Annotated in this window: 22 protein-coding genes and 1 pseudogene; 16 read left to right on the top strand and 7 right to left on the bottom strand. The window is 70.4% G+C overall.

Annotated elements, in window-relative coordinates; all coding sequences use genetic code 11:
* Window positions 1–188: 188 nt before the first annotated feature.
* Window positions 189–863, bottom strand: a complete 675-nt coding sequence (locus Pma05_RS05845; RefSeq protein ID WP_203856266.1) for a hypothetical protein — start codon at window positions 861–863, stop codon at window positions 189–191.
* A 1224-nt stretch (window positions 864–2087) separates the two neighbouring features.
* Here Pma05_RS05845 and Pma05_RS05840 point away from each other — a divergent pair.
* The 16 genes from Pma05_RS05840 to Pma05_RS05765 all read left to right on the top strand — a co-directional run bounded on the left by Pma05_RS05840 (window position 2088) and on the right by Pma05_RS05765 (window position 14503).
* Window positions 2088–2657, top strand: a complete 570-nt coding sequence (locus tag Pma05_RS05840) for an SAF domain-containing protein (protein ID WP_203856265.1) — start codon at window positions 2088–2090, stop codon at window positions 2655–2657.
* Window positions 2658–2660: 3 nt separating this feature from the next.
* On the top strand, window positions 2661–3398 hold the full coding sequence (locus Pma05_RS05835) for a CpaE/TadZ family protein (protein WP_203856264.1): 738 nt from the start codon (window positions 2661–2663) through the stop codon (window positions 3396–3398).
* Window positions 3398–4705 (top strand): TadA family conjugal transfer-associated ATPase, encoded by a 1308-nt coding sequence (locus tag Pma05_RS05830; protein WP_203856263.1) that lies wholly within the window; start codon window positions 3398–3400, stop codon window positions 4703–4705. Before Pma05_RS05835 ends, Pma05_RS05830 begins: the two co-directional genes overlap by 1 nt.
* Window positions 4706–4710: 5 nt before the next feature.
* The gene (locus tag Pma05_RS05825; protein ID WP_203856262.1) at window positions 4711–5535 is read left to right on the top strand and encodes a type II secretion system F family protein; all 825 of its coding nucleotides are present in this window, start codon (window positions 4711–4713) and stop codon (window positions 5533–5535) included.
* The gene (locus Pma05_RS05820; RefSeq protein ID WP_203856261.1) at window positions 5532–6437 is read left to right on the top strand and encodes a type II secretion system F family protein; all 906 of its coding nucleotides are present in this window, start codon (window positions 5532–5534) and stop codon (window positions 6435–6437) included. Before Pma05_RS05825 ends, Pma05_RS05820 begins: the two co-directional genes overlap by 4 nt.
* A gap of 26 nt (window positions 6438–6463) precedes the next feature.
* A complete protein-coding gene (locus Pma05_RS05815; protein WP_203856260.1) occupies window positions 6464–6685 on the top strand; it encodes a hypothetical protein in 222 nt (73 codons plus the stop codon).
* On the top strand, window positions 6682–7077 hold the full coding sequence (locus Pma05_RS05810; RefSeq protein WP_203856259.1) for a TadE family protein: 396 nt from the start codon (window positions 6682–6684) through the stop codon (window positions 7075–7077). Before Pma05_RS05815 ends, Pma05_RS05810 begins: the two co-directional genes overlap by 4 nt.
* Before the next feature lie 53 nt (window positions 7078–7130).
* Window positions 7131–7496 (top strand): hypothetical protein, encoded by a 366-nt coding sequence (locus Pma05_RS05805; protein WP_203856258.1) that lies wholly within the window; start codon window positions 7131–7133, stop codon window positions 7494–7496.
* Complete coding sequence (locus Pma05_RS05800; RefSeq protein WP_239311747.1) at window positions 7493–8011, top strand: pilus assembly protein TadG-related protein; 519 nt, start codon at window positions 7493–7495, stop codon at window positions 8009–8011. Before Pma05_RS05805 ends, Pma05_RS05800 begins: the two co-directional genes overlap by 4 nt.
* A gap of 17 nt (window positions 8012–8028) precedes the next feature.
* The gene (locus tag Pma05_RS43400; RefSeq protein ID WP_203856257.1) at window positions 8029–10791 is read left to right on the top strand and encodes a LysM peptidoglycan-binding domain-containing protein; all 2763 of its coding nucleotides are present in this window, start codon (window positions 8029–8031) and stop codon (window positions 10789–10791) included.
* On the top strand, window positions 10788–11513 hold the full coding sequence (locus tag Pma05_RS05790; protein ID WP_203856256.1) for a prepilin peptidase: 726 nt from the start codon (window positions 10788–10790) through the stop codon (window positions 11511–11513). Before Pma05_RS43400 ends, Pma05_RS05790 begins: the two co-directional genes overlap by 4 nt.
* Before the next feature lie 259 nt (window positions 11514–11772).
* On the top strand, window positions 11773–12720 hold the full coding sequence (locus tag Pma05_RS05785) for a hypothetical protein (RefSeq protein WP_203856255.1): 948 nt from the start codon (window positions 11773–11775) through the stop codon (window positions 12718–12720).
* A gap of 240 nt (window positions 12721–12960) precedes the next feature.
* Window positions 12961–13467: an SMI1/KNR4 family protein gene (locus tag Pma05_RS05780; protein ID WP_203856254.1), complete on the top strand. Its 507-nt coding sequence runs from the start codon at window positions 12961–12963 to the stop codon at window positions 13465–13467.
* A gap of 177 nt (window positions 13468–13644) precedes the next feature.
* Complete coding sequence (locus Pma05_RS05775) at window positions 13645–13935, top strand: hypothetical protein (protein ID WP_203856253.1); 291 nt, start codon at window positions 13645–13647, stop codon at window positions 13933–13935.
* Between the two features lie 113 nt (window positions 13936–14048).
* Complete coding sequence (locus Pma05_RS43920; RefSeq protein ID WP_203856252.1) at window positions 14049–14273, top strand: nucleotidyltransferase family protein; 225 nt, start codon at window positions 14049–14051, stop codon at window positions 14271–14273.
* On the top strand, window positions 14195–14503 hold the full coding sequence (locus Pma05_RS05765) for a nucleotidyltransferase family protein (protein ID WP_203856251.1): 309 nt from the start codon (window positions 14195–14197) through the stop codon (window positions 14501–14503). Before Pma05_RS43920 ends, Pma05_RS05765 begins: the two co-directional genes overlap by 79 nt.
* Window positions 14504–14633: 130 nt before the next feature.
* Here Pma05_RS05765 and Pma05_RS43395 read toward each other — a convergent pair whose 3' ends face one another.
* From Pma05_RS43395 to Pma05_RS05740, 6 genes and pseudogenes are all read right to left on the bottom strand, one after another.
* On the bottom strand, window positions 14634–14759 hold the full coding sequence (locus Pma05_RS43395) for a hypothetical protein (RefSeq protein WP_275414649.1): 126 nt from the start codon (window positions 14757–14759) through the stop codon (window positions 14634–14636).
* Window positions 14760–14875: 116 nt separating this feature from the next.
* On the bottom strand, window positions 14876–15292 hold the full coding sequence (locus Pma05_RS05760; protein WP_203856250.1) for a hypothetical protein: 417 nt from the start codon (window positions 15290–15292) through the stop codon (window positions 14876–14878).
* Window positions 15289–15987 carry a hypothetical protein gene (locus Pma05_RS05755; RefSeq protein ID WP_203856249.1) on the bottom strand — a complete coding sequence of 233 codons (699 nt, stop codon included), beginning with the start codon at window positions 15985–15987 and terminating at the stop codon, window positions 15289–15291. The genes Pma05_RS05760 and Pma05_RS05755 overlap by 4 nt, the downstream gene beginning before the upstream one ends.
* Window positions 15988–16091: 104 nt before the next feature.
* Window positions 16092–17618 carry a YifB family Mg chelatase-like AAA ATPase gene (locus Pma05_RS05750; RefSeq protein WP_203856248.1) on the bottom strand — a complete coding sequence of 509 codons (1527 nt, stop codon included), beginning with the start codon at window positions 17616–17618 and terminating at the stop codon, window positions 16092–16094.
* Window positions 17619–17813: 195 nt separating this feature from the next.
* Complete coding sequence (locus Pma05_RS05745) at window positions 17814–18137, bottom strand: hypothetical protein (protein ID WP_203856247.1); 324 nt, start codon at window positions 18135–18137, stop codon at window positions 17814–17816.
* 467 nt (window positions 18138–18604) lie between these two features.
* Window positions 18605–18841 (bottom strand): annotated as a pseudogene (locus Pma05_RS05740) (M23 family metallopeptidase); the annotation flags it as partial.
* Window positions 18842–18876 lie beyond the last annotated feature (35 nt).

Genomic DNA, 18876 nt, shown 5'->3' with positions numbered 1-18876 from the left:
GCGTGTCTTCGATCCATGCTCTCCAGATGGGAAAATGATCATCGAAAGCCGGACGAGGTGAACCGGCGAATCCTGTGTGAGGCGTTGAAAATGCCCCTGAAGGACCTCGCGATGCCGATCGATGAAGACATCCCATGGCCTCCCGTAAGGACGGAGTAGCAACTACTGTAGCGTGGCGGTGGTCGCCGCTATGCTGAATCGAAATGGCTGCTGACGGCAAACGCGAGCGCTGCAGCGTAAGCATGGAGAGCGCTGGGCAGAGCGGCATCAACCTCTACGGACCCTGTCGGGCGACGCCACATGCTCCGCTCGCGGTCGCCTTCATAAAACATTGCAGTGTCAGCTGTCATCCGCGATAGCGCGCCCATGACCGCCTCGTGGGTGGATGCTAGCACTTCGTGGTCCTGCCCTAGACACACCAGCGGGACATAGGTGTGCGGCTCCTTGATGATTTGCGAGGGTTCGATAGGTGTGTCCATGGATTCTGGGGCCGGCCTGCCGGCTGCTATGGCTCCAGCAACTCGAACCGTAGACGTCGCGTAGGTGGCTGCATGTCGGGCGTAAATAAGAATCAGATGTTCCGTGTAGTCCAACGCGGACAGTGCCAGTTCGTTGGCAGCTTTCCGCGTGTGTCTCGCGCTGCGGCGGTCTGAATTTGCCGAATAGATTAGACCCTGGGCCCTACTTTCGCCGAGGTTGGCAGTCTGGATGGCGTCGACGATGTAGTTGCAGGCTACGGCGAGGTCGACAAGTTCATCAATGACGGCAGTTGGTAGAGCGAGGTTATCGCGTGGCGAAATCACCTCATAGGTCATTAGATCCATAAGTGCCCCTATGATCTGCAGTGGCGGCGCGGCGAACATAGCGTTGTTCGTATTCTAGGCGAAGAGCCGGCGAGCCTGCGTAGGCCGCCTATCATTCGGGACCAGTTGTACAAATCAGGTCGCACGCTGGGGATCCGCCCCCGGTGAACTGGGCTGACGTGCCGACATGCCTGTGTGTTCATAAGGTCCTGGTCGTGGAGGTGCTCGATGGCGGACACCTGTGAAGCCCAGGCCGTCACGTCCCACGCCGACCACGGTCTGGACGCCTAGGCGGCCTGCTCGGCAACCGGGCTCCGTTGATCTTGAAGTGCTGGGGAGTCGGCAGATGCGGTCGAGTTCGAGTAGTGCCGGTTCGTTCTCCCTCGTGATCATGGATGAAACGGCTGATCGGCGAACGAGACCCGAACGCGGCTTCGGCGGTCAACGCAGCACGATGGATGGTGGTCGGGTCGGGGATGGGGTTCATGGTCATCATTCGGGCTTTCAGGCCGAGGAACGTACGGTTCGGCGGCTGGATGGGAGAAGTCCGCCGATTCGAGTGGCGTCCTGTCGTCTAGTGAGGGCGCGATCTGCCTACCGGTGGCCGTGGTGGATGGGGTCGGCCGCGTAGTGCAGAGCGCCGCAACGGTGCCGGGTGTCCTGCGTAGTCACTGGAGAGCCGGACGATCGGGAAACCATCACATCCGGTTCGGCGGGAGGCCGCGCAGAAAAGGGCCAGCCCAACGGCTGGCACCTCGCTGCGCGGCCCACCCATCGGCGTGGCTGACCGCGCACCGCCGCCTGGCCCGCGATTACGAGCGCGACCCGCGTACCTCCGAGGCCATGATCCGGTGGGCGGCCATCAACCAAATGCTGGGCCGTCTCACCCATGGCGGTCCCGCCCGCCGACAGCAGCAGTACCGCGAAGTCCAAGGCTCGACAGTGCCACGTCCGCGCCACATCGAAGAAGTAAATATTCCTATACATCCTGGTCTCACAACGGAGTCTGTCCGTCTGTGTGTTGACTCGGGTGGCCGTTTGATCGAGGACATAGGAAGACATTTCATGATTTGCCGCTCGCAGGCGTGTACATATGCGGCGCACGTACGTCGGTGTACGCGAGCGAATGTCCGTAGACCGTGCCCTCGCTGATCCGGTACGCATGGAAGGGATTCCAGCTCACCGGGGGGCAAGCCGATGACCGTAGGAGTGGTGCCGTCGCGCGCCCAGCCGACGACCGCGCGTGCGGTGACACCGTCGCTTCGACCGAAGCGACGGGTCTGGTTGTTGATCGTAAGCCTGCTCGCGATGGTGGTCTGCGCCGGGGCGTTCGCGTTGGTCTACGTACGCGCTGACACCCGGGTTCAGGTGCTCGCCGTCACGCGTGCCGTGGCGGCCGGGCAGACGATCGCGGTGGCTGACCTTCGCGTGGTTCGGGTCGTACCGGATGCCGGCGTCGCGCTGGTGCCGGCATCCGGGGCGTCGCAGGTGATCGGCGCGACGGCTGTGGTGCCGCTCGCGGCGGGGTCGCTGCTGACCGAGTCGCAGCTCGGACCAGCGGCGTGGCCGCCGTCGGGGCAGGCGGTGGTGGCGATCCCGGTGAAGGCCGGTCGGCTCGCATCGGGGGTGACTCCAGGCGTGCGGGTGCTGGTGATCCCAGTGGCCAAGGAAGGTGAGGCCCAGCCGGCGCCTTCGGCGTCGGCGGCGCCCGATCCGGTGAAGGCGACCGTGGTACGCGTCGCGGCCACCGACGGCGCTGGCTCCTTCGTGGTGTCGCTGCTCGTGGCGCGGGCCGACGCGGCCCGGGTGGCCGGCGCCGCAGGTGACATGTCGATCGCGGTTGCGCAGGACTGAGCCATGCTGATCGCGGTCACGTCTACGAAGGGGTCGGCCGGGGTGACCACCCTGGCCGTGGTGCTGGCGGCCGTGTGGCCCGGTGACGACGCGCCGATCGTCGTCGAAGCAGACTGCGCCGGTGGGGACCTCGGTGCCTGGCACTGGCTGCCGGACAGCCCCGGAGTGGCGACCCTCGCCACGCAGAGCCGCACCGGCAGCGCCACCCTCGACGCGCATCTGACCCGCCTGCCGTGCGGGGCCGATGTGGCGCTCGCCCCGGCGGGCCGGCATCTGGCCACCGTCGCGGTGGGGCTGCTCTTGGAGGCGAACCTTGCGCTGTGGACGAAGGAGCGGCCCACGATCGCGGATGTGGGGCGGCTGGAACCCGGCGCGCCGAGCGCGGCCGTCGTCGAGCAGGCCGACACGGTGTTGGTGCTCGCACGCGGTGATGAAGGGTCGCTGCTCCGGCTCGCCGACGCCGACCTACCCGCCGAGACCACCCGGCTGGTGCTGGTCGACGGGAGCCGCTACACACACGCCGAAATCACCGAACGGACCGGCCTGCAGGTCGCGGCGGAGGTGCCGTGGGACCACCGGGCCGCCGACGTGGTCGCCGGGCGGCGCCAGCTCAGCAAAGTGTGGACCCGCCGTGGATTGCCGGCCGCTGCCCGCGCCCTGGCCACCAGTCTCGCCACGCCGCCCACCGTCCCCACACCGGCCGTGAACCGCAACAACCGAGGCGCAAGGGGTGAGGCGTGATGGCCACCGAGGCTGAACTCGTCGTCGAGCTACGCGGCCTGGTCGCCGGGCAAATGGCCGCGCACGCCGGCACCGGGCCGATGCCGATCGCCGAACGGCGGCGCCTGGCCGAGCGGTACACCGCCGACGTGCTCGACGCCCACGCCCAGCAGGCCGTCGCCCGAGGCGATGCGCCGCTGTCCGCGCAGGCCGAGGCCCGTGTCAGCCGGGCCATCGTGGATCGCATCGCCGGCGCCGGTGGGCTGGAGAGCCTGCTCGGCGACAAGGACGTGGAGAACATCGAGGCCAACGGCTGCAACAACGTCTTCGTCCACCGCACCGACGGCAGCTACGAACGGGTCTCGCCGATCGCCGAGTCCGACGACGAGCTGGTGGAACTGATCCGCGCGTTCGCCTCGGAGGCCGCGATCGGCGACGACGAGAAGGGCACCGGCCAGGAACGCACCTTCGACCGCAACAACCCGGTGCTGGACCTGCGGCTGCGCGACGGGTCGCGGCTGTGCGCGGTGATGTCGGTGTCGGCGCGGCCGTCGCTGTCGATCCGTCGCGCCACGATGATCGAGGCGAATCTCAACGACCTGGTGGGCCGCGGCATGCTCTCGGCGGGCATGGCCGAGGTGATCCAGGCCGCGATGCGCGCCCACCTGAACACGATCTTCGCCGGGGGCACCAACACCGGCAAGACCACCTTCGCCCGCGCCGCCGCCCGCGCCATCCCGGTGACGGAGCGGCTAATCACCATCGAGGACGCGTACGAGCTGGAGCTGTACGACCCCGACGTGCACCCGAACGTGCTGGCGTTCCAGTCCCGGCGGGCGAACCTGGAAGGCGTCGGCGCGGTCAGCATGTCGGCGCTGGTGCGCACCGCGCTGCGGATGCGCCCGGACCGGGTGGTGGTCGGTGAGGCGCGCGGCGACGAGGTGATCGACCTGCTCAAGGCGATGTCGCAGGGCAACGACGGCTCGTTCGCCACGGTGCACGCGTCCTCGTCGGGGCAGGCGTTCACCCGGCTGATGATGTACGCGGTCCAGGCCCCGGAACGGCTCACGTTCGAGGCGTCGGCGATGCTCATCGCCGAGTCTGTGCACCTGGTCGTGCACCTGGACTGGACACCGGACCGCAAGCGCGTGGTGTCCAGCGTCCGCGAGGTCGTCGGGTTCGACGGCCGCGATGTCGCCTCCAACGAGGTGTGGCGGCCCGGCCCGGACCGCCGCGCGGTGCCGAACACCCCGCTGCGCGCTGAAACCCTTGACCGGCTGGAGGCCGCCGGGCTGCGCGCGGCCACCATCGAACGGATCGGGTGGTGACGGGCATGGTCGCTGTCGTCGCGCTGCTCGGCGCAGGGTTCGCCCTCAGCGTGTTCGGTGTCGTCGCGGGCCTCCGCAGGCGGGCCGTGCAGCCCACCGTGCTGCGCCCCCCGGTACTCACGAGGGAGATGCTGATCCGGGCCGCCATCGCGGTGCTCATCGCGGCGGCCGTCGGGTTGTGGACCCGGTGGCCGGTCGGGGCTCTGCTGGCCGGCATCGCCGCCTACGCCCTGCCGACCGCGCTCGGCTCGGACCGGCACCAGAAGCAGGCCCTGGCCCGCACCGAGGCGGTCGCGGCGTGGGCGGAAATGCTGCGTGACAACCTGTCCACCGCGGCCGGGCTCGAGCAGACCATCCTCGTCACCGCCCCATTCGCCCCACCGGCCATCCACGACGACATCGCCGACTTGGCCGCCTCGCTGCGGCTGGGCACCCGCCTGCCGGTGGCGCTGACCGAGCTGCGGGAGCGGATGGACGACCCGACCGGACGCCTGGTCGTGCGGGCGCTGTTGCAGGCCAGCCAACGCCAGTCGAGGCAACTGGCCGAGCTGCTGTCGGAGATGGCCCGCCGGGCACGTGAGCGGGCCAACCTGCGGCTGCGTATCGCCCCTGGCCACGCGCGGATTCGCACCAACGCCCGCATCATCGTCATCTTCACCCTCGCGATGGCCGCCGGGCTGACGTTGTTCAACCGCAAGTTCCTCGCCCCGTACGACGACCTGATGGGGCAGCTCGTCCTGGTCGTGGTCGGGCTGATCTTCGCCGCCGGGTTCGTGGGTATCTCGCGGCTAGCCCGCGTCGGGGTCGACACACCGAGGAGGCCGTCATGACCGGGCCGCTGCTGCTCGGTGCCGGGTTCGGTGCCGGTTTCGCGTTGCTGGTCGGCTGGCTGCTGCCGGCCCGCTTGACCCTGGCGCAGGCGTTCGCGGCGTTGCACCCGCCCGCGCCGACCGTGACTCCGATGCCGCTGCTGCTGCCGCCCGAGCCCGGCGGCTGGATCGCCGGCCTGGGCAATCCGGCGGTGCAGCTGCTGGCCCGCGCCGGCCTTCCGCGTACGGTGACCATCGGTGATCTGGCCATCTGTGGACGCGACCCGGCCCGCCACCTCGCCGAGCAGGCAGCCATGGCGTTGTGCGGCTTCCTCGCCGTGCCGGCGCTGGCGGGCATCCTGTACCTCAGTGGGATCACCATCGGCTGGCAGACCCCGCTGTGGGCCGCCTTGGTCGGCGCCGCGCTCGGCCTGTTCGTCCCCGACCTCGCGCTGGCCTCCGAGGCGGCCAAGCGGCGCAAGGAACTGCGCGACGCCACTGCCAGCATGCTCGACATGGTCGTCATCTCTCTGGCCGGCGGCGCCGGAGTCGACCAAGCCCTACGCGACGCCACCGACGAGCCCACCGACTGGGCGCAACGCGCCCTGCGGCAGGCGGTCGAGGCGGCGCACCTGACCCGCGTCCCGCCGTGGCAGACCATCGGCTCGCTCGGCGACACCACCGGCGTGTCCACCCTGGCCGAACTGGCCGCCGCGCTGTCCCTCGCGGGCAGTGAAGGCGCCCGCATCAAAGCGACCCTGACCGCCCGGTCGGCCGCGCTGTCCGCGCACCAGCTCGCCGAGGCCGAATCCGCCGCCACCTCGGCCACCGAACGCATGGTGCTGCCGGTGGTCGGGCTGCTCGGCGGGTTCCTCATCTTCATCGGCTATCCCGCGTTCGCCACGGTTCTGGAAGCGCTCTAGATCATGTTTGAAGGAGGCGTCACACCATGACGTACCTGGCTCTGAACTACCTGCTCACTCACATCCGCACCGCGAGGCAGCGACTGGTGCGCAGCTACCGCGACGACGGATACTCCACCGAGACCATCCTCGTGGCGTCGCTGCTGGTCGTGCTCGCCATCGCGGTGCTCGCCATCCTGGCAACAGCCGTGACCAACAAGGCCAACGACATCGACCTTGACGCCCCGGCACCGGCACCCGGCGGATGACCAGACCCGGCAAGCGCAGCAGCAGTGACCGGGGCGCGGCCACTGTCGAGGTGACCCTCGCGATGCCGCTGCTCGGTCTGCTGTTGCTGCTCATCGTGCAGTTCGCGTTCTGGGCACACGCCACCCACGTCGCGCAGGCTGCCGCGAACCAGGGCGTGCAGACCGCCCGCGCGTACGGGTCCACCGCCAGCGCGGGTGTCGACGACACCAACGCCATCCTCGACCAGACGGCCGGGTCGATCCTGGTCAACCGCAGCGTGACCGCGAACAATACCGCGACCACCTCCACGGTGACGGTGACCGGCAACGCCGCCGCCGTGGTGCCCGGACTGTCACTGCCGATCACGGTCAGCGTGACCGCTCCCCGCGAGAAGGTACCGGGAATGCCATGACTCCCAAGCGCGCCAGCGGGACGGTGTCGGACCGAGGATCGGTGTCGGCGGAGATGGTCGTGCTCGCCACACCGTTCATGATCCTGGTCGCGGTGTTCCTCATCTTCTGCGGCCGGGCAGCCTCTGCCGTCATAGACGTCGAGTCGGCAGCGGCGGCAGCGGCCCGAGCGGCGGCCGACGCGCCCACGCCGGCCGGCGCCGTCACGGCCGCGAAAGACGCGGTCACCGCTACCACCGCCGGAAGCGCATGGACCTGCACTACCAGCACGAACACGGCGCAGCACGATCGCGGTGGGCAGGTCTCCGTGACGGTGACCTGCGTGGTGCCAATGTCCGACCTCGGCCTACCAGTCGGCGCCAGCAAGACCGTGCACGGCACCGCGACCGAACCCATCGCCACCTACAAGGCGGACACATGAGGCAGCCACAGTGGAGCAACCGGCGCGACCGTGATGCCGGATCGGTGTCCGGCTACACCGTCATCACCAGCCTGGCCGGGCTGGCGTTCGCCGCGCTCGTCCTCGACGCCGGCCTCGCCATCGCCACGAAGGATGCCGGATCGGTGTCCGGCTACACCGTCATCACCAGCCTGGCCGGGCTGGCGTTCGCCGCGCTCGTCCTCGACGCCGGCCTCGCCATCGCCACGAAGGTCGACGCCGTGTCCATCGCGCAGTCATCGGCCCGTGCCGGCGCCCGGGAACTCGACGTGCTGTACCTGCGGGAGACCGGCGTGATCCGACTCGACCCGGTCAAAGCCCAGAACACCGCCGAGCAGTGGGTGGCCAACGCCGGACTGTCCGGCACCGTCACCGTGGCCGGCAACACCGTCACCGTCACGGTCACCACCGACCGGCAAACGCAACTGCTGCAAATGGTCGGCATCACCTCCATCCCGATCGCCGCGCAGGCGACCGCCACCGCCGTGGAACCGTAGAAGGGAGGCGGGTCTCGATGCTCGGCACCGTCCGCCGCCTCGCCGTCCGCGCCGTCGCCGCCGTGCTGCTGGCGGCGGCCGTCGCCGGGCTGCCCGCCGCCCTCGTCGCGTTCATCGGCTGGCCGCTTCCGTCCCGGATTCCGACAGGTGACCAACTCGCCGGGTGGATCACCACGCCGGTCACCGACGCGGTCATCCTCGACGCCCTCGCGGTAGCCGCCTGGCTGCTGTGGGCGGCGTTCCTGCACGCCATCGCCACCGAGGCCCGCGCCGCCTGGCGCGGCCTGCCCACCCGGGCCACCACCCGCCGCACCGCGAACCCGCTCCGGCTGGCCGCCGCCACCTTGATCACGGCGCTGACGCTGGGCACCCTGTTCAGTGGCGCCCCAGCCGCCGCGAGTCCCGCCCCCGCCCAGGCCCGCCCTCCGGCTGTCCAGGTCGTGAAGGCCACCCCACCGGTGCTGGTGCAGCAAGGCCCGGCCACCATCCACGTCGGGGACGAGACGTACAGCTACGTCGTCGAACGCCGCGACACCCTGTCCAAGATTTCCAAGGAGTGGCTCGGCGACGCCAACCGCTGGCCGGAGATCTGCGAGCTGAACTGGCACCGCCACTTCCCGAAAGTCGGCGGCACGCTGCGCGACTGCAACCTCATCTACCCTGGCTGGGACCTGCGGCTACCCGCCGACGCGAAACCTCCCGCGAACGCGGCGCCAGCCCTCACCTCACCGCCGCCGACCGCCGAGCCGAACCCGGACCCCGCCCCCACCCAGGAGCCGACCCCGGCACCGTCGGCCAGCAGCACGGCACCCACCCAGGACCCGGACGGCGTGGTCGAACCCCCGTCGACCACGCCGTCCGCCACCCCCTCGGCCACGACCGCCGCGCCGGGTGCCGCCCCGACGCCGGCCACCAGCTCGGCGCCGGCCACGCCGCGCCAGTCCGCCCCGGCCTCACCGACAACGGCGACCCCCACCACGACGGCGAGCCCGGCCGACGACGCGCAGGACGACCGCCCGTCCGCCGACGAGGACGGCGTCCGCCTGCCCGGCGGCAGCTTCGTCCCGTGGACCCTGGCCGCCGCGATCGTCGCCGCCGCCGCCATGGTGTGGTTGCAACGCCGCCGCCGCTTCATTCCCGGCAAAGTCAACGAAGACGACGAACCGCCCGAGCTGCCCCCACCCGTCGCCGAACTGCACCGCCAGGTCACCCGCAACCCCGATCTGCCCACCCCGAGCGACCCGGCCGAACGCGCCGCCGCCGGGCCCGCCCTGCCCCTGCTGCCGCCCGACGGAGTCGGGCTCGTCGGCGACGGCGCCCACGCCGCCGCCCGCGCCGCCCTCATCGCCACCCTGGCCTCCGGCGGCCCCCGCGAACCGGACCGGCGCGGCGAAGTCGTCATCGACGGCACCACCCTGACCACGCTGATCGGCGCCGACGCCGCCGCCCTCGGCCCCTGGCCGCGCCTGCACATCGCCGACGACATCGACCACGCCCTGTCCCTGCTGGACGCCCGACTGCTGCACCGCGCCCGGGTCCTGGACGAACACAGCCTCACCGACCTCGACGCGCTGCGCGAACGCGCCCCCGACGAAGAAGCCCTTCCACCGGTGCTGCTGATCTGCGAAACCCCACCCGCCGGAGCGCGGATGCGCGCCCGGGTCAGCTTCGGCCTCGGCAAGGGCCTGGACGTCTCCGCGCTGCTGCTCGGCGAATGGCCGCACGGGTCCACCATCACCGTCAGCAGCGGCGGGCACACCAGCGTCGCCGACGGGCCGGCGGTCGAGGCGATCGGCGAACGCGTCGCCGTGCTCGACACCGCCGAGGCCGTGGCGATCCTGACCACCCTGCGCGAGGCCCACACCGGCGAACCACCCAACCCGGTCCTCCGGCCGCCCGCCCCGCCGCGGCCCACCGCCCCAGCCAACGAGCCCGCCACGGTTCCACCCACCACGACCGGGCCGGCAGGCGAAACGGCACCGGCGGCGCATCCGCTCGACGCCCCACCGCCTGCCGTGGACGGCACGCCGCGCGTCAAGGTGCGCCTGCGGGTGCTGGGCACCCCGGAGGTGAAGGACATCACCCTGCCGGGACGGGACCTACGCAGTCGGGCCGCCGAACTGGCCGTCTACCTCGCCTGCCACCCCGACGGCGCGGACACCGAGACCATCGCCGAACACCTGGTGCCCGACGTGCGGCGCCGCCAGGCCAAGCAACTGGTGCACACCAACGCCTCCAACCTGCGCCACGTCTTCGGCCGCGCGGGTGGACCGATCACCGGCGGGTACGTCCTCAAACGCGGCGCCTCCGCCCGCTACCGGCTCGACCCCACCACCGTGCAGGTCGACCTGTGGCAGCTGCGGGACCTGCTCACCCGCGCCCAACTCGCCTCCGCCCCGGCCCGCACCGACCTGCTACGCGAAGCCTGCGACCTGTACACCGCGCCGCTCGCCGAAGGCTGCGACTACGAATGGGTCGACCCGCACCGAGAGAAGGCCCGCCAATGGGGCACCGAAGCCCACCTGCTGCTCGCCGACGACCTGCTCGAATCCGACCCGCAGGCCGCGTCCGACCTGCTCGACAAGGCGATCGGTTTGGACCGCTACAACGAGGAGCTGTACCGCAAAGCCATGCACGCCCGCCACGCCCTACGCGACCCCGACGGCATCCGCGCCCTGCTGCGCGCGTTGACCAAGGCCCTCGCGGACCTGGACACCGAACCCGCCGAGGCCACCACCGACTTGGCCTCCAAGCTGCGCACCAGCCTGGAGCAGCGGTGAGCACCCCGACCGCCATCCGGCACCGGCCGCACCAGCTCGCCTACGCCCTCGCCGTCACGCCGCTGCTGCGCTGGCTGATCGCCCACCACAGCGTTCCCGCAGACCAGCCGTGGCGGACCGGGTGCCCGGTCTGCGCCACCGCGTTGTGGCCCGCCGCGTGCACGCCGTCGGGCCAGTGCCGCACCTGCCAGGCGCGAGTCGGCGCTCCACCGTACGCCGTCGAACTCGTCGCAGTCGTGGCGTTCGGGCTGCTGGCCGCCAGCGGTACGCGTGGCTGGGAGCTGGCCGCCTACACCTGGTGGAGCCTCGGCCTGCTCGTGCTGGCCCTCATCGATGCCGCCGTGCTGCGCCTGCCGCACCGGCTCACCCTCGCAACAACCGCCGGCACGGTCCTGCTGCTGACGCCCGTCACCGCGTCCGCCTCGGCCTGGTGGAGCGCGATCGTCGGTGCCGCGTGCCTGGCCGGCTTCTACGCCCTCATCCACGCCGCCACACGCGGCGGCCTCGGCCTGGGCGACGTGGCCGTGGCCGTCCCAATCGGCATCGGCGTCGGCTGGCTGGACTGGCGCCTCATCGCCGTCGCGGCCGTACTCGGACACAGCCTGGCCGCCGCCACCATTCCCATCCGCCGGATGACCGGCACGGCGCCGTCACCGGTTCCTCTGGGCACCTACCTGATCGCCGGGTCGCTTCTGATCGTGGTCGTCGCGGGCGTCCTCTGAGCTCACCCGGTCATGACTGGCAAAGACCGATGGCAACCCAGTACACGGCAGGCTCCGCCGGCCGTGCCGCCTTCCACAAGCTCCGCGACTGTCCTTTGCCAGTGAACTGTGTCCGTGCCAACAAAGGATGTCCGACGCGCGGTTTTGTCAGTGAACCTGGTCTGTTGGACGTGCAATTAGAACCTCGGCGGGCCGAGTGCCGGTCTGTTGCCGTACGATGCGGCATCGGGCTCGACTGGCGAAAGGACCTCGGCGCCTGATGACCTTGTACTCGGTCAACTGCGACCAGCGCTTCCGGTTCCCGGTCCTGGCCACCTTCCTCACCCCGAACGGGTATCCGGCGACCGTCACGGTCACCACAGTCACCGACTTTGGTCTAGCCACCGACCTCGTCGCCCGGCTCAATCGAATCTCCGCGTGCGCCGCCGAACCAGTCGTTAGGACGACCGAGCCGACCGGCAACCCGCGCCAGGCCCACGAGAAGTTCCCTGACCTGCACCTGCGCGTGTTCCTCGACGACGCGGCGGGGCAGCAGCTGACTGGCGGGTTCTTCCACAGCCTGTGGTACAGCTACATCACCGCCGTCCTCACCTACGAGCTCGGCGGCATCAACGGTGTCTTGGACCTGCTGCCGGAACGGGCTGCGGCCGGGGTCAGTGAAGAACTTGGTGAAGAAGTCCGATCGTTGCTCAACCTCCACGCCGGCCGTCCCGCCGACCGCGTGTTTCGCGGCTCCGGGCCCGACCCGAGGCCGCTCGGCCTTATCGGCCCCGGGCTGGCAGTGCACAGCGATGACGTGCAAGCCCTGCGTAAGGCCCAGATTGCTCTCGGCCCGAAACGCGCCGCCGAGGTCTCCCGGCACCTGTGGCAGCTGGCCCACATGGCCGTCTACCTCGGTGTCGACCTGGATCCGATCGGGCGGACATTCGAGGTCGGTGGTGGACCCGAGTACCACTTCCACTCCGCACAGGTGCAGGCGCCGGCCAAGACCGGCGAGACGTGGCAGCTGACGGTCCGTTCCCCGGAGAGGCTGGCCGTCGTCTGCGAGATCCCCGACCCTCTCGACGACGAGGAACTCGTCAACCACCTGGTCAAGGCGTGCGAGGCCGAGGGTGGACTGATGTCACAATGGTCACTCGCAAAGGTCGGCTTCCGACTCTATGGAACGCCGTACGTCGTCGTCAGGCAGGCATTCGGCCAGCCGTGAGCGCCGGGCGGCAGAACACGCCCACGCCGACATGACCTCTCTCCTGCTCGCTCGGGGCGCGGATCCACAACGCCGCGACCCCACCGGCGCCACGCCCTTAGAAGACGCCGAGTCCCGAGGCCACTGGCTCGCCGCAGAGGTAATCCGCGCCTGGGCCGGCCGACCCGCCCGAACGACGGCCGCCGACCTCCTACCCGCTGGCGGAGATATCGATACGGCAGGCATGACACCATGATCAGCATGGCATCGTTCGACCAAGTCGCGGTCAGTTTCTGGCACCCGGAGATCGAGCATCTCCGCCTGCCGCCGTTAACGGACGAACTGATCGTCGACGCAGAAGCGCAACTCGGTGTCACCTTGCCGCCCGACCTCATCCACCTGCTTCGGATCCAGAATGGCGGCATCATCGCCGACGCCTGGGACGCCTGCCCCGCCGAGGCGAACTTCTACGCAGAAGATCACGTTCCCTTCAATCACCTCCACGGGATCGGACCCGCCGGGCAAGCTGAGACGATCACGCTGCTCGACACGCCATACCTGGTTCAAGAGTGGGAGCTTCCGTCACCAGTGGTCCTGCTCAGCGGCGAAGGACACTACTGGCTCGCCCTCGACTACCGAGACTGCGGACCAGCCGGACAGCCACCGGTTGCCTGGATCGACAACGAGATGGGCCATGAGCTGGTGCTCGCACCGGACTTCCGCACCTTCGTCGATCGCTTGACCGCGTCAGCCTCCTTCGAGGAGTAGTCCGCCACGGCGCAACGAACATGCCTCAACTCTGATGGCAAGAATGTCGCCACACTTCGCCATCGAAGATGAGGCACCGCAGGTCAGCGGCTTGGCCTACCTCACCTTCATTGGCAGAGGACAGTTCGTTAGCTTCTTTCGGTAACACTTCGGCGACGTTCATGATCGGCATGTTGTTTGGGTACCGTGCCGCCTCGGGGTGTACACCGGCAGCCAACCGGAGACGCGGTCACCGACACCATCTTCACAAACGTCTCGATCAGCGGGGCGCAGCGCAGCGGCGACCACTTCGACGCCAAGTCCGGCTTCGGGATCTGGGCCAACGAGCTGCCCGAGCCGGGGCAGGGCCCGGCCGTGCGTGAGGGCCTGCGCGGCGCGATCCGCGGCGTCGTCGAGATATACGCGGCCCACCGCGACGTCCGGCACGTTATCCGGTACATCACCACCGGCGCGCGACGGCCGGCCTGAGCGCGGCGCCGAAGGTCGTCGCCCTACGCGGCGGAAGTGTCAGCCTCGCCGCCGCCGACGCCCTCCTGGCCACCCCGCGCACGGCCAACCCCAATGCCGAGGTCCTTCGCCGCTTGGTCTGGGGCGAACGGTACGGGTCAGGGTTCTCGCCCGAGCGGGTCCGTGACGTCGATGTCGCCTTCTTCGACCCGCATGATCTCAACCGAGCCAACGACGATCGGATCACAGGGCGGCTGCATCGACGGTGCCCGCAGGTGCCGTGGGGGGGGCACGCAACCAGGCGGCGGTCCACACCTGGTATCCGAGCAAGTTCGGCGGTGGTCCGGTCGAGCCGCTGACCTCGATCGCGGACGCGGTGGCAACCTGGCCCGAAACCGCCACCGCTGTCGCGGTCCTCCTGCACGAAGACAGCGACATCGGGATCTGCGCCCCACTTGGCCTGGCTGATCTCCTCAACGTATGGCGGCGCAACCCCCGACGCGTCAGCGTCCAACAGTCACTCGCCAGGCTCGCCCGCCACCAACCCCAACAGCGCTGGCCGGGCGTCACGGTCATCCCACCCGTGTGAAGCACCCGTCAGCGACGGCTGGGCTGGGATGATTTCGCCAGAAACACGAAAGGGCCGGCTGCGCGGCCGGAAGGCCGCACTCGATGGTGCCGGGCACCCCCACGCGGGGAATGCCCGGCACCAGTGCGGATCAGAATCGGTACATGCGGCCGGCGCCACGCTCCAACGTCCACCGGTGGTAGTCGCGGTGACCAGCGCCGTCGAAGTGGGTGGCGTGCCACTCGTCGGCGTCGTTGGGCACCCTACGCCTGGTCACGCACCTCGATGAGTGGCATTCGATGGTCTCCTTTGTCGTGGTAGGAATCGTCGGTGCAACGCAGGTGTGGGTGGAGGTGCCCGGGACTGGCAGGCGCCCGCACGGGCTGCCACGGCTCACGCCTTCGCGGTGTGGAAGTCCGTGCGCCGGTGCCGCCGGTACCGCGGTTCGGTCTCCCACCGCGAGCGGCGCAGGCAGGTCAGACAGGCGCCCCGCTCGGTGGCCGTGGCGACCCGCTCGGCCCACAGCGCCGCCCGCTGCTCCTGGTAGCGCTGCTGCCCCGCGGCCTGCGCCTCGGCGGCTCGCAGCCGCTGCTCACGCTCGGCGGCCTCACGGGCTCGGCGGTCCTGCTCGGCGCGGACGTGTTCGGCGGTGGCGTGCTTCGACGCCCAGCACGCCGGGTTGTCACAGTGCTGCGCCTCGGGCGGGTTCGCCGCCCCGCACCACGGGCAGTTGAACCAGCCGCCCACGAACCACGTCGTGATCTGTCGGGTCTCGCCGGTGGCGATCCGCATCACCCGCGCCTCAGTCACGACGGCGTCCCCGCGTGGCAGGAACACGGACATGGCGTGGGAGCCTTGGCGCGAGCGCCGGGCTTGCTGCTTCCCGGACACAGGTCACACCAGCGGCGGTGACACGCCACCGTGATGCCGGGCGGACTGATCTCAGGGATCGAGTCGATGGCCAGGCTCACCGCGCCGCCGCCCGCGTCGGCGAACCAGTAGGTCTGCCACAGGTCGGCCCAGCGGATCTCGACCGCGACCAGCGGCACGTAGACCACGAGGTCCGGGTCCAGCCTGGGGTGGGTGAGCCAGTCCGGGGCAACGCCGTTGGGGGCGTCGTGGTCGTGGATGCAGCGCCACGGATCGCAGCGGCAGTCCAGGGTGGTCAGGAAGTCGCTGGTGTAGCCGATCCGGGCGGTCTTGGACGCGGAGCTGCCGAACGTGGCGAGGATCTGGTTGATCAGCAGCCCGGGTGACATCGGCAGGTTCGGCTTGCCGTGCATCCGGACCCAGCAGGTGGTGGCCATGACCGCGCGGACCGCCGTGCGGCGCGCGGGGGTGCCGGTGTAGCGGATGCCGGCGGGGGTCCAGTCGCGGTGGCCGTCCGGAAGGGGATGTTGCAGGTAGTAGGTAGCTTCGTCGTCGTCAGACGGACACAGCTCGCCGTGCCCGGGGGCTTGCCGGCAGATGAGGCAAGGTGGGATGGCTTTCGGTGGCCTGGTCATGGAAGGGTCAGCGTCCTTTCGTGCGATGGGCGTCTTCGCCGTCCGGGCGGGCGGCGAAGACGCACGGCGGTTTCCCGCGGCGCGCGGGTGGTTGGAGTCGGCCGTCAGGGCTGCCGGTCGATGTGCAGGTCGATGGCGGCGGTGACGTCGTCGAGGTCGGGACGGTCCGCGCCGCGCAGGTCGCAGAGCGTCCAGGCGATGCGCAGGATGCGGTCATGGCCGTCGTCGGAGACGGTGCCCACATGCCGCAGGTGCAGCAGCGGGTTGATGTCGCAGGTGGGCAGCGCGCACACGCCGGTGCGCAGGATCTCGCCGGGGATCTCGGCGTTGACGCGGTAGCCGAGCGCGGCCCATCGGTCTGCGGCGTGCTCGCGGGCGGAGGCGACCCGTGCGGCGACCACGGCGGAGGAATCGCCGACCGCCGCGTCGGTCGGGTTCATCACATCGAGGCGCAGGCGGATGTCGGTACGCCGCCACAGGTCCGCCATCCGGGCCAGGTAGCGGCGTCGGTCCAGGTCCGAACACGAAGTGCACAAGTCGACGCCGTTCGGGCGGGCGCACGGGCAGGGCTGTGCGGCGAGGACGAGCTGGAACCGGGCCGGGTAGGTCACGGCGCGGCGGGCTCCGGCGAGCATGACCTGACCGATATCGAGCGGGTGGCGCAGCGCCGCCAGTGCCCGGTTGCCGAACTCCGGGGCATCGTCCAGGTAGAGCACGCCGTGGTGGGCCAGGCTGACCGCCCCCGGGTACGAGTCGCGTGGTCCGCCGCCGAGCAGCGCGGGAAGGCTGGCGGTGTGGTGCGGCGCCCGAAACGGTGGCCTGCGCATCAGCCCTCCACCGGGCGGGGTCACCCCGGCGGCCGAGCGGAGCGCGGCCACCTCCAACGCGGCGGCGTCGTCGAGGTCCGGCAGCAGCGAGGGCAGGGATTGCGCGATCAGCGTCTTGCCGGCTCCGGGCGGCCCGACTAGGCCGAGGTGGTGACCGCCGGCCGCAGCCACCTCCAATGCCCGGCGGGCCTTCGTCATCGCGGCGGGCACGTGGACCAGATCGCCGACGTACCCGTCACCGTTGCCGAGCCGCTGGTCGGTGGCAGACGTCGGCGTCGGCGGGTGCGCGCCGGTGCTGGCCCACCTGGCGAACTGCTGCAGGGACGCGACAGCGACGACGGTGACGCCGGACACGAGGCGGGCCTCGTCGGCGTTGGCCGCCGGGACGACGACCGTGCGCATGCCAAGGTCGGCGGCAGCGGTCACCATCGGCAGCACGCCCCGCACCGGGCGGACGGTGCCGTCGAGGCCGATCTCGCCGATGACCGCCGCCGCGTCCAGCACGCTCGGTGGGAACAGCCCGGCGGTGGACAGGATGACCGCCGCCATGGCCAGATCGGTGCCGGAGCCTGGTGCCGGGTCGTCGGACGGCGGCAGGGTGACGGTCACCCTATGCCCGGGAAGGGAAAGGCCAGCGTTGGCGATGCCGGCGCGGACCCGGTCGCGGGCCTCTTCCATGCTGCGCCCGTCCGGGCCGAGGATGACGACGCCGCCGGGCTGGCCGGTGGCGGGTGCGGCCTGAACCGGCACGAGACGGCCGGTGATACCGGACAGGCTCACTGACGTGGCCGTGGCGTAGCTCATGACGCGTACCCCGGTCGAGGCCGCCGGTAGGCGGAGGTGGCGTGGTGCGATGTGGCCATGGGTTGGTTGCTCCTTCACGAACAGGCGCCTCGCCGCACGACAGCGGCGAGGCGCACAGGGATAGGGATTGACCCCGCCTCCGCGAAGGGCGCCCGCGGCGCGGGCGGGCAGGGCGGGGAAACCTGACTCGGGCGGTCAGGTCGTCGATGGGCGGACGCTGACGATGCCGTGCACGCCCGCAACGAGGTGGAACGCGGTGACCAGGTGCCGGCGGGCGTCGTCGCCCAACTCGGCGGCGCGCTCGAACGCCTCACCGGTGCCGGGCTCGTCGTGGTCCACCGACGGGAGTGCCGTCTCCAGCAGGGTCACGGTGATCGCGGCGGTGGCTGCGGCGAGGTCGATCAGATCGCGGGTCGAGGGTGCGCCGTCGCTGGTTGCCAATCGGCGCAGGTCGGTGGCGACGGCGTCGGCGCGGTCGGCCACGGTGGGCAACGGGGTGGGGTCGGGCGTGACGGTCATGATCGCTCCCCGGACAGGTGATAGGCGTGCCGCCGTTGTGGTGCGGCGGCTGGCATCGCCGCTCCATCCGCCCCGGTTGTCAAGGCCGGCGGAGGACCGCATCCCGACCAGCCACCGGCCGCAGCAGCCCGGGCGCCTACCGCGCAGCGGGTTGTCCTGAGAGCGGCGGAGGACACTGCCGGTCGTCGCCAGCGACGGCGCCCGTTCCGCTTCACAACGGTGCGAGCGCCGACCGCGCGACACGGTCCGAGGAGTGATCAGCGATGGCCCGCTGGACAGGCGGTATTGGCGACGGCTGATCGGCGGGTACACCGCTCGGGATGTGCCTGCCGAGCGCGGCCGGGAAGGGCACAGCCTCTGGCAGCGGTACTGGGCGACCCTGCTGAACATTCGGCTGCCCGTGCGTCACCTGCGGGGGCATCGCTGAGGTTGTCTTCAGGGCTGGCCGACAACGATGGCTGTCACCGTCAGGGTTGACCGAGCGCCGCCCCGTGAGCGCGCATCCAGCCCTCCGGGTCCACCGGCCCGCCGTTGACATGAACCTCGTAGTGGAGGTGGGGACCGCTGGAGTGTCCGGTGGAGCCGACCTCGCCGATCGGCTGTCCGGCGATCACCGGATCACCGACCTTCACGTACGGTTCGGTCTGCATGTGGCAGTACCGTGTGGTGATCCCTCCCGGATGCCCGATGTCCACGTACCAGCCTTCTCTGCACTATGTGCGTGCATGGCAGGTCAGCG

This window comes from Plantactinospora mayteni, assembly GCF_016862935.1.
In the GTDB taxonomy this organism is placed as follows: Bacteria; Actinomycetota; Actinomycetes; order Mycobacteriales; family Micromonosporaceae; genus Plantactinospora; species Plantactinospora mayteni.
Note: the sequence above shows the minus strand (reverse complement) of the source record. Positions and strands in the feature narration are given on the sequence as shown.

Excerpts from the sequence above, each read along its gene's own strand:
- Pma05_RS05845 (WP_203856266.1), bottom strand. The coding sequence starts at position 863 with ATGTTCGCCGCGCCGCCACTGCAGATCATAGGGGCACTTATGGATCTA.
- Pma05_RS05835 (WP_203856264.1), top strand. The coding sequence starts at position 2,661 with ATGCTGATCGCGGTCACGTCTACGAAGGGGTCGGCCGGGGTGACCACC.
- Pma05_RS05830 (WP_203856263.1), top strand. The coding sequence starts at position 3,398 with ATGGCCACCGAGGCTGAACTCGTCGTCGAGCTACGCGGCCTGGTCGCC.
- Pma05_RS05825 (WP_203856262.1), top strand. The coding sequence starts at position 4,711 with ATGGTCGCTGTCGTCGCGCTGCTCGGCGCAGGGTTCGCCCTCAGCGTG.
- Pma05_RS05820 (WP_203856261.1), top strand. The coding sequence starts at position 5,532 with ATGACCGGGCCGCTGCTGCTCGGTGCCGGGTTCGGTGCCGGTTTCGCG.
- Pma05_RS05815 (WP_203856260.1), top strand. The coding sequence starts at position 6,464 with ATGACGTACCTGGCTCTGAACTACCTGCTCACTCACATCCGCACCGCG.
- Pma05_RS05810 (WP_203856259.1), top strand. The coding sequence starts at position 6,682 with ATGACCAGACCCGGCAAGCGCAGCAGCAGTGACCGGGGCGCGGCCACT.
- Pma05_RS05805 (WP_203856258.1), top strand. The coding sequence starts at position 7,131 with ATGGTCGTGCTCGCCACACCGTTCATGATCCTGGTCGCGGTGTTCCTC.
- Pma05_RS05800 (WP_239311747.1), top strand. The coding sequence starts at position 7,493 with ATGAGGCAGCCACAGTGGAGCAACCGGCGCGACCGTGATGCCGGATCG.
- Pma05_RS43400 (WP_203856257.1), top strand. The coding sequence starts at position 8,029 with ATGCTCGGCACCGTCCGCCGCCTCGCCGTCCGCGCCGTCGCCGCCGTG.
- Pma05_RS05785 (WP_203856255.1), top strand. The coding sequence starts at position 11,773 with ATGACCTTGTACTCGGTCAACTGCGACCAGCGCTTCCGGTTCCCGGTC.
- Pma05_RS05780 (WP_203856254.1), top strand. The coding sequence starts at position 12,961 with ATGGCATCGTTCGACCAAGTCGCGGTCAGTTTCTGGCACCCGGAGATC.
- Pma05_RS05755 (WP_203856249.1), bottom strand. The coding sequence starts at position 15,987 with ATGACCAGGCCACCGAAAGCCATCCCACCTTGCCTCATCTGCCGGCAA.
- Pma05_RS05750 (WP_203856248.1), bottom strand. The coding sequence starts at position 17,618 with ATGAGCTACGCCACGGCCACGTCAGTGAGCCTGTCCGGTATCACCGGC.
- Pma05_RS05745 (WP_203856247.1), bottom strand. The coding sequence starts at position 18,137 with ATGACCGTCACGCCCGACCCCACCCCGTTGCCCACCGTGGCCGACCGC.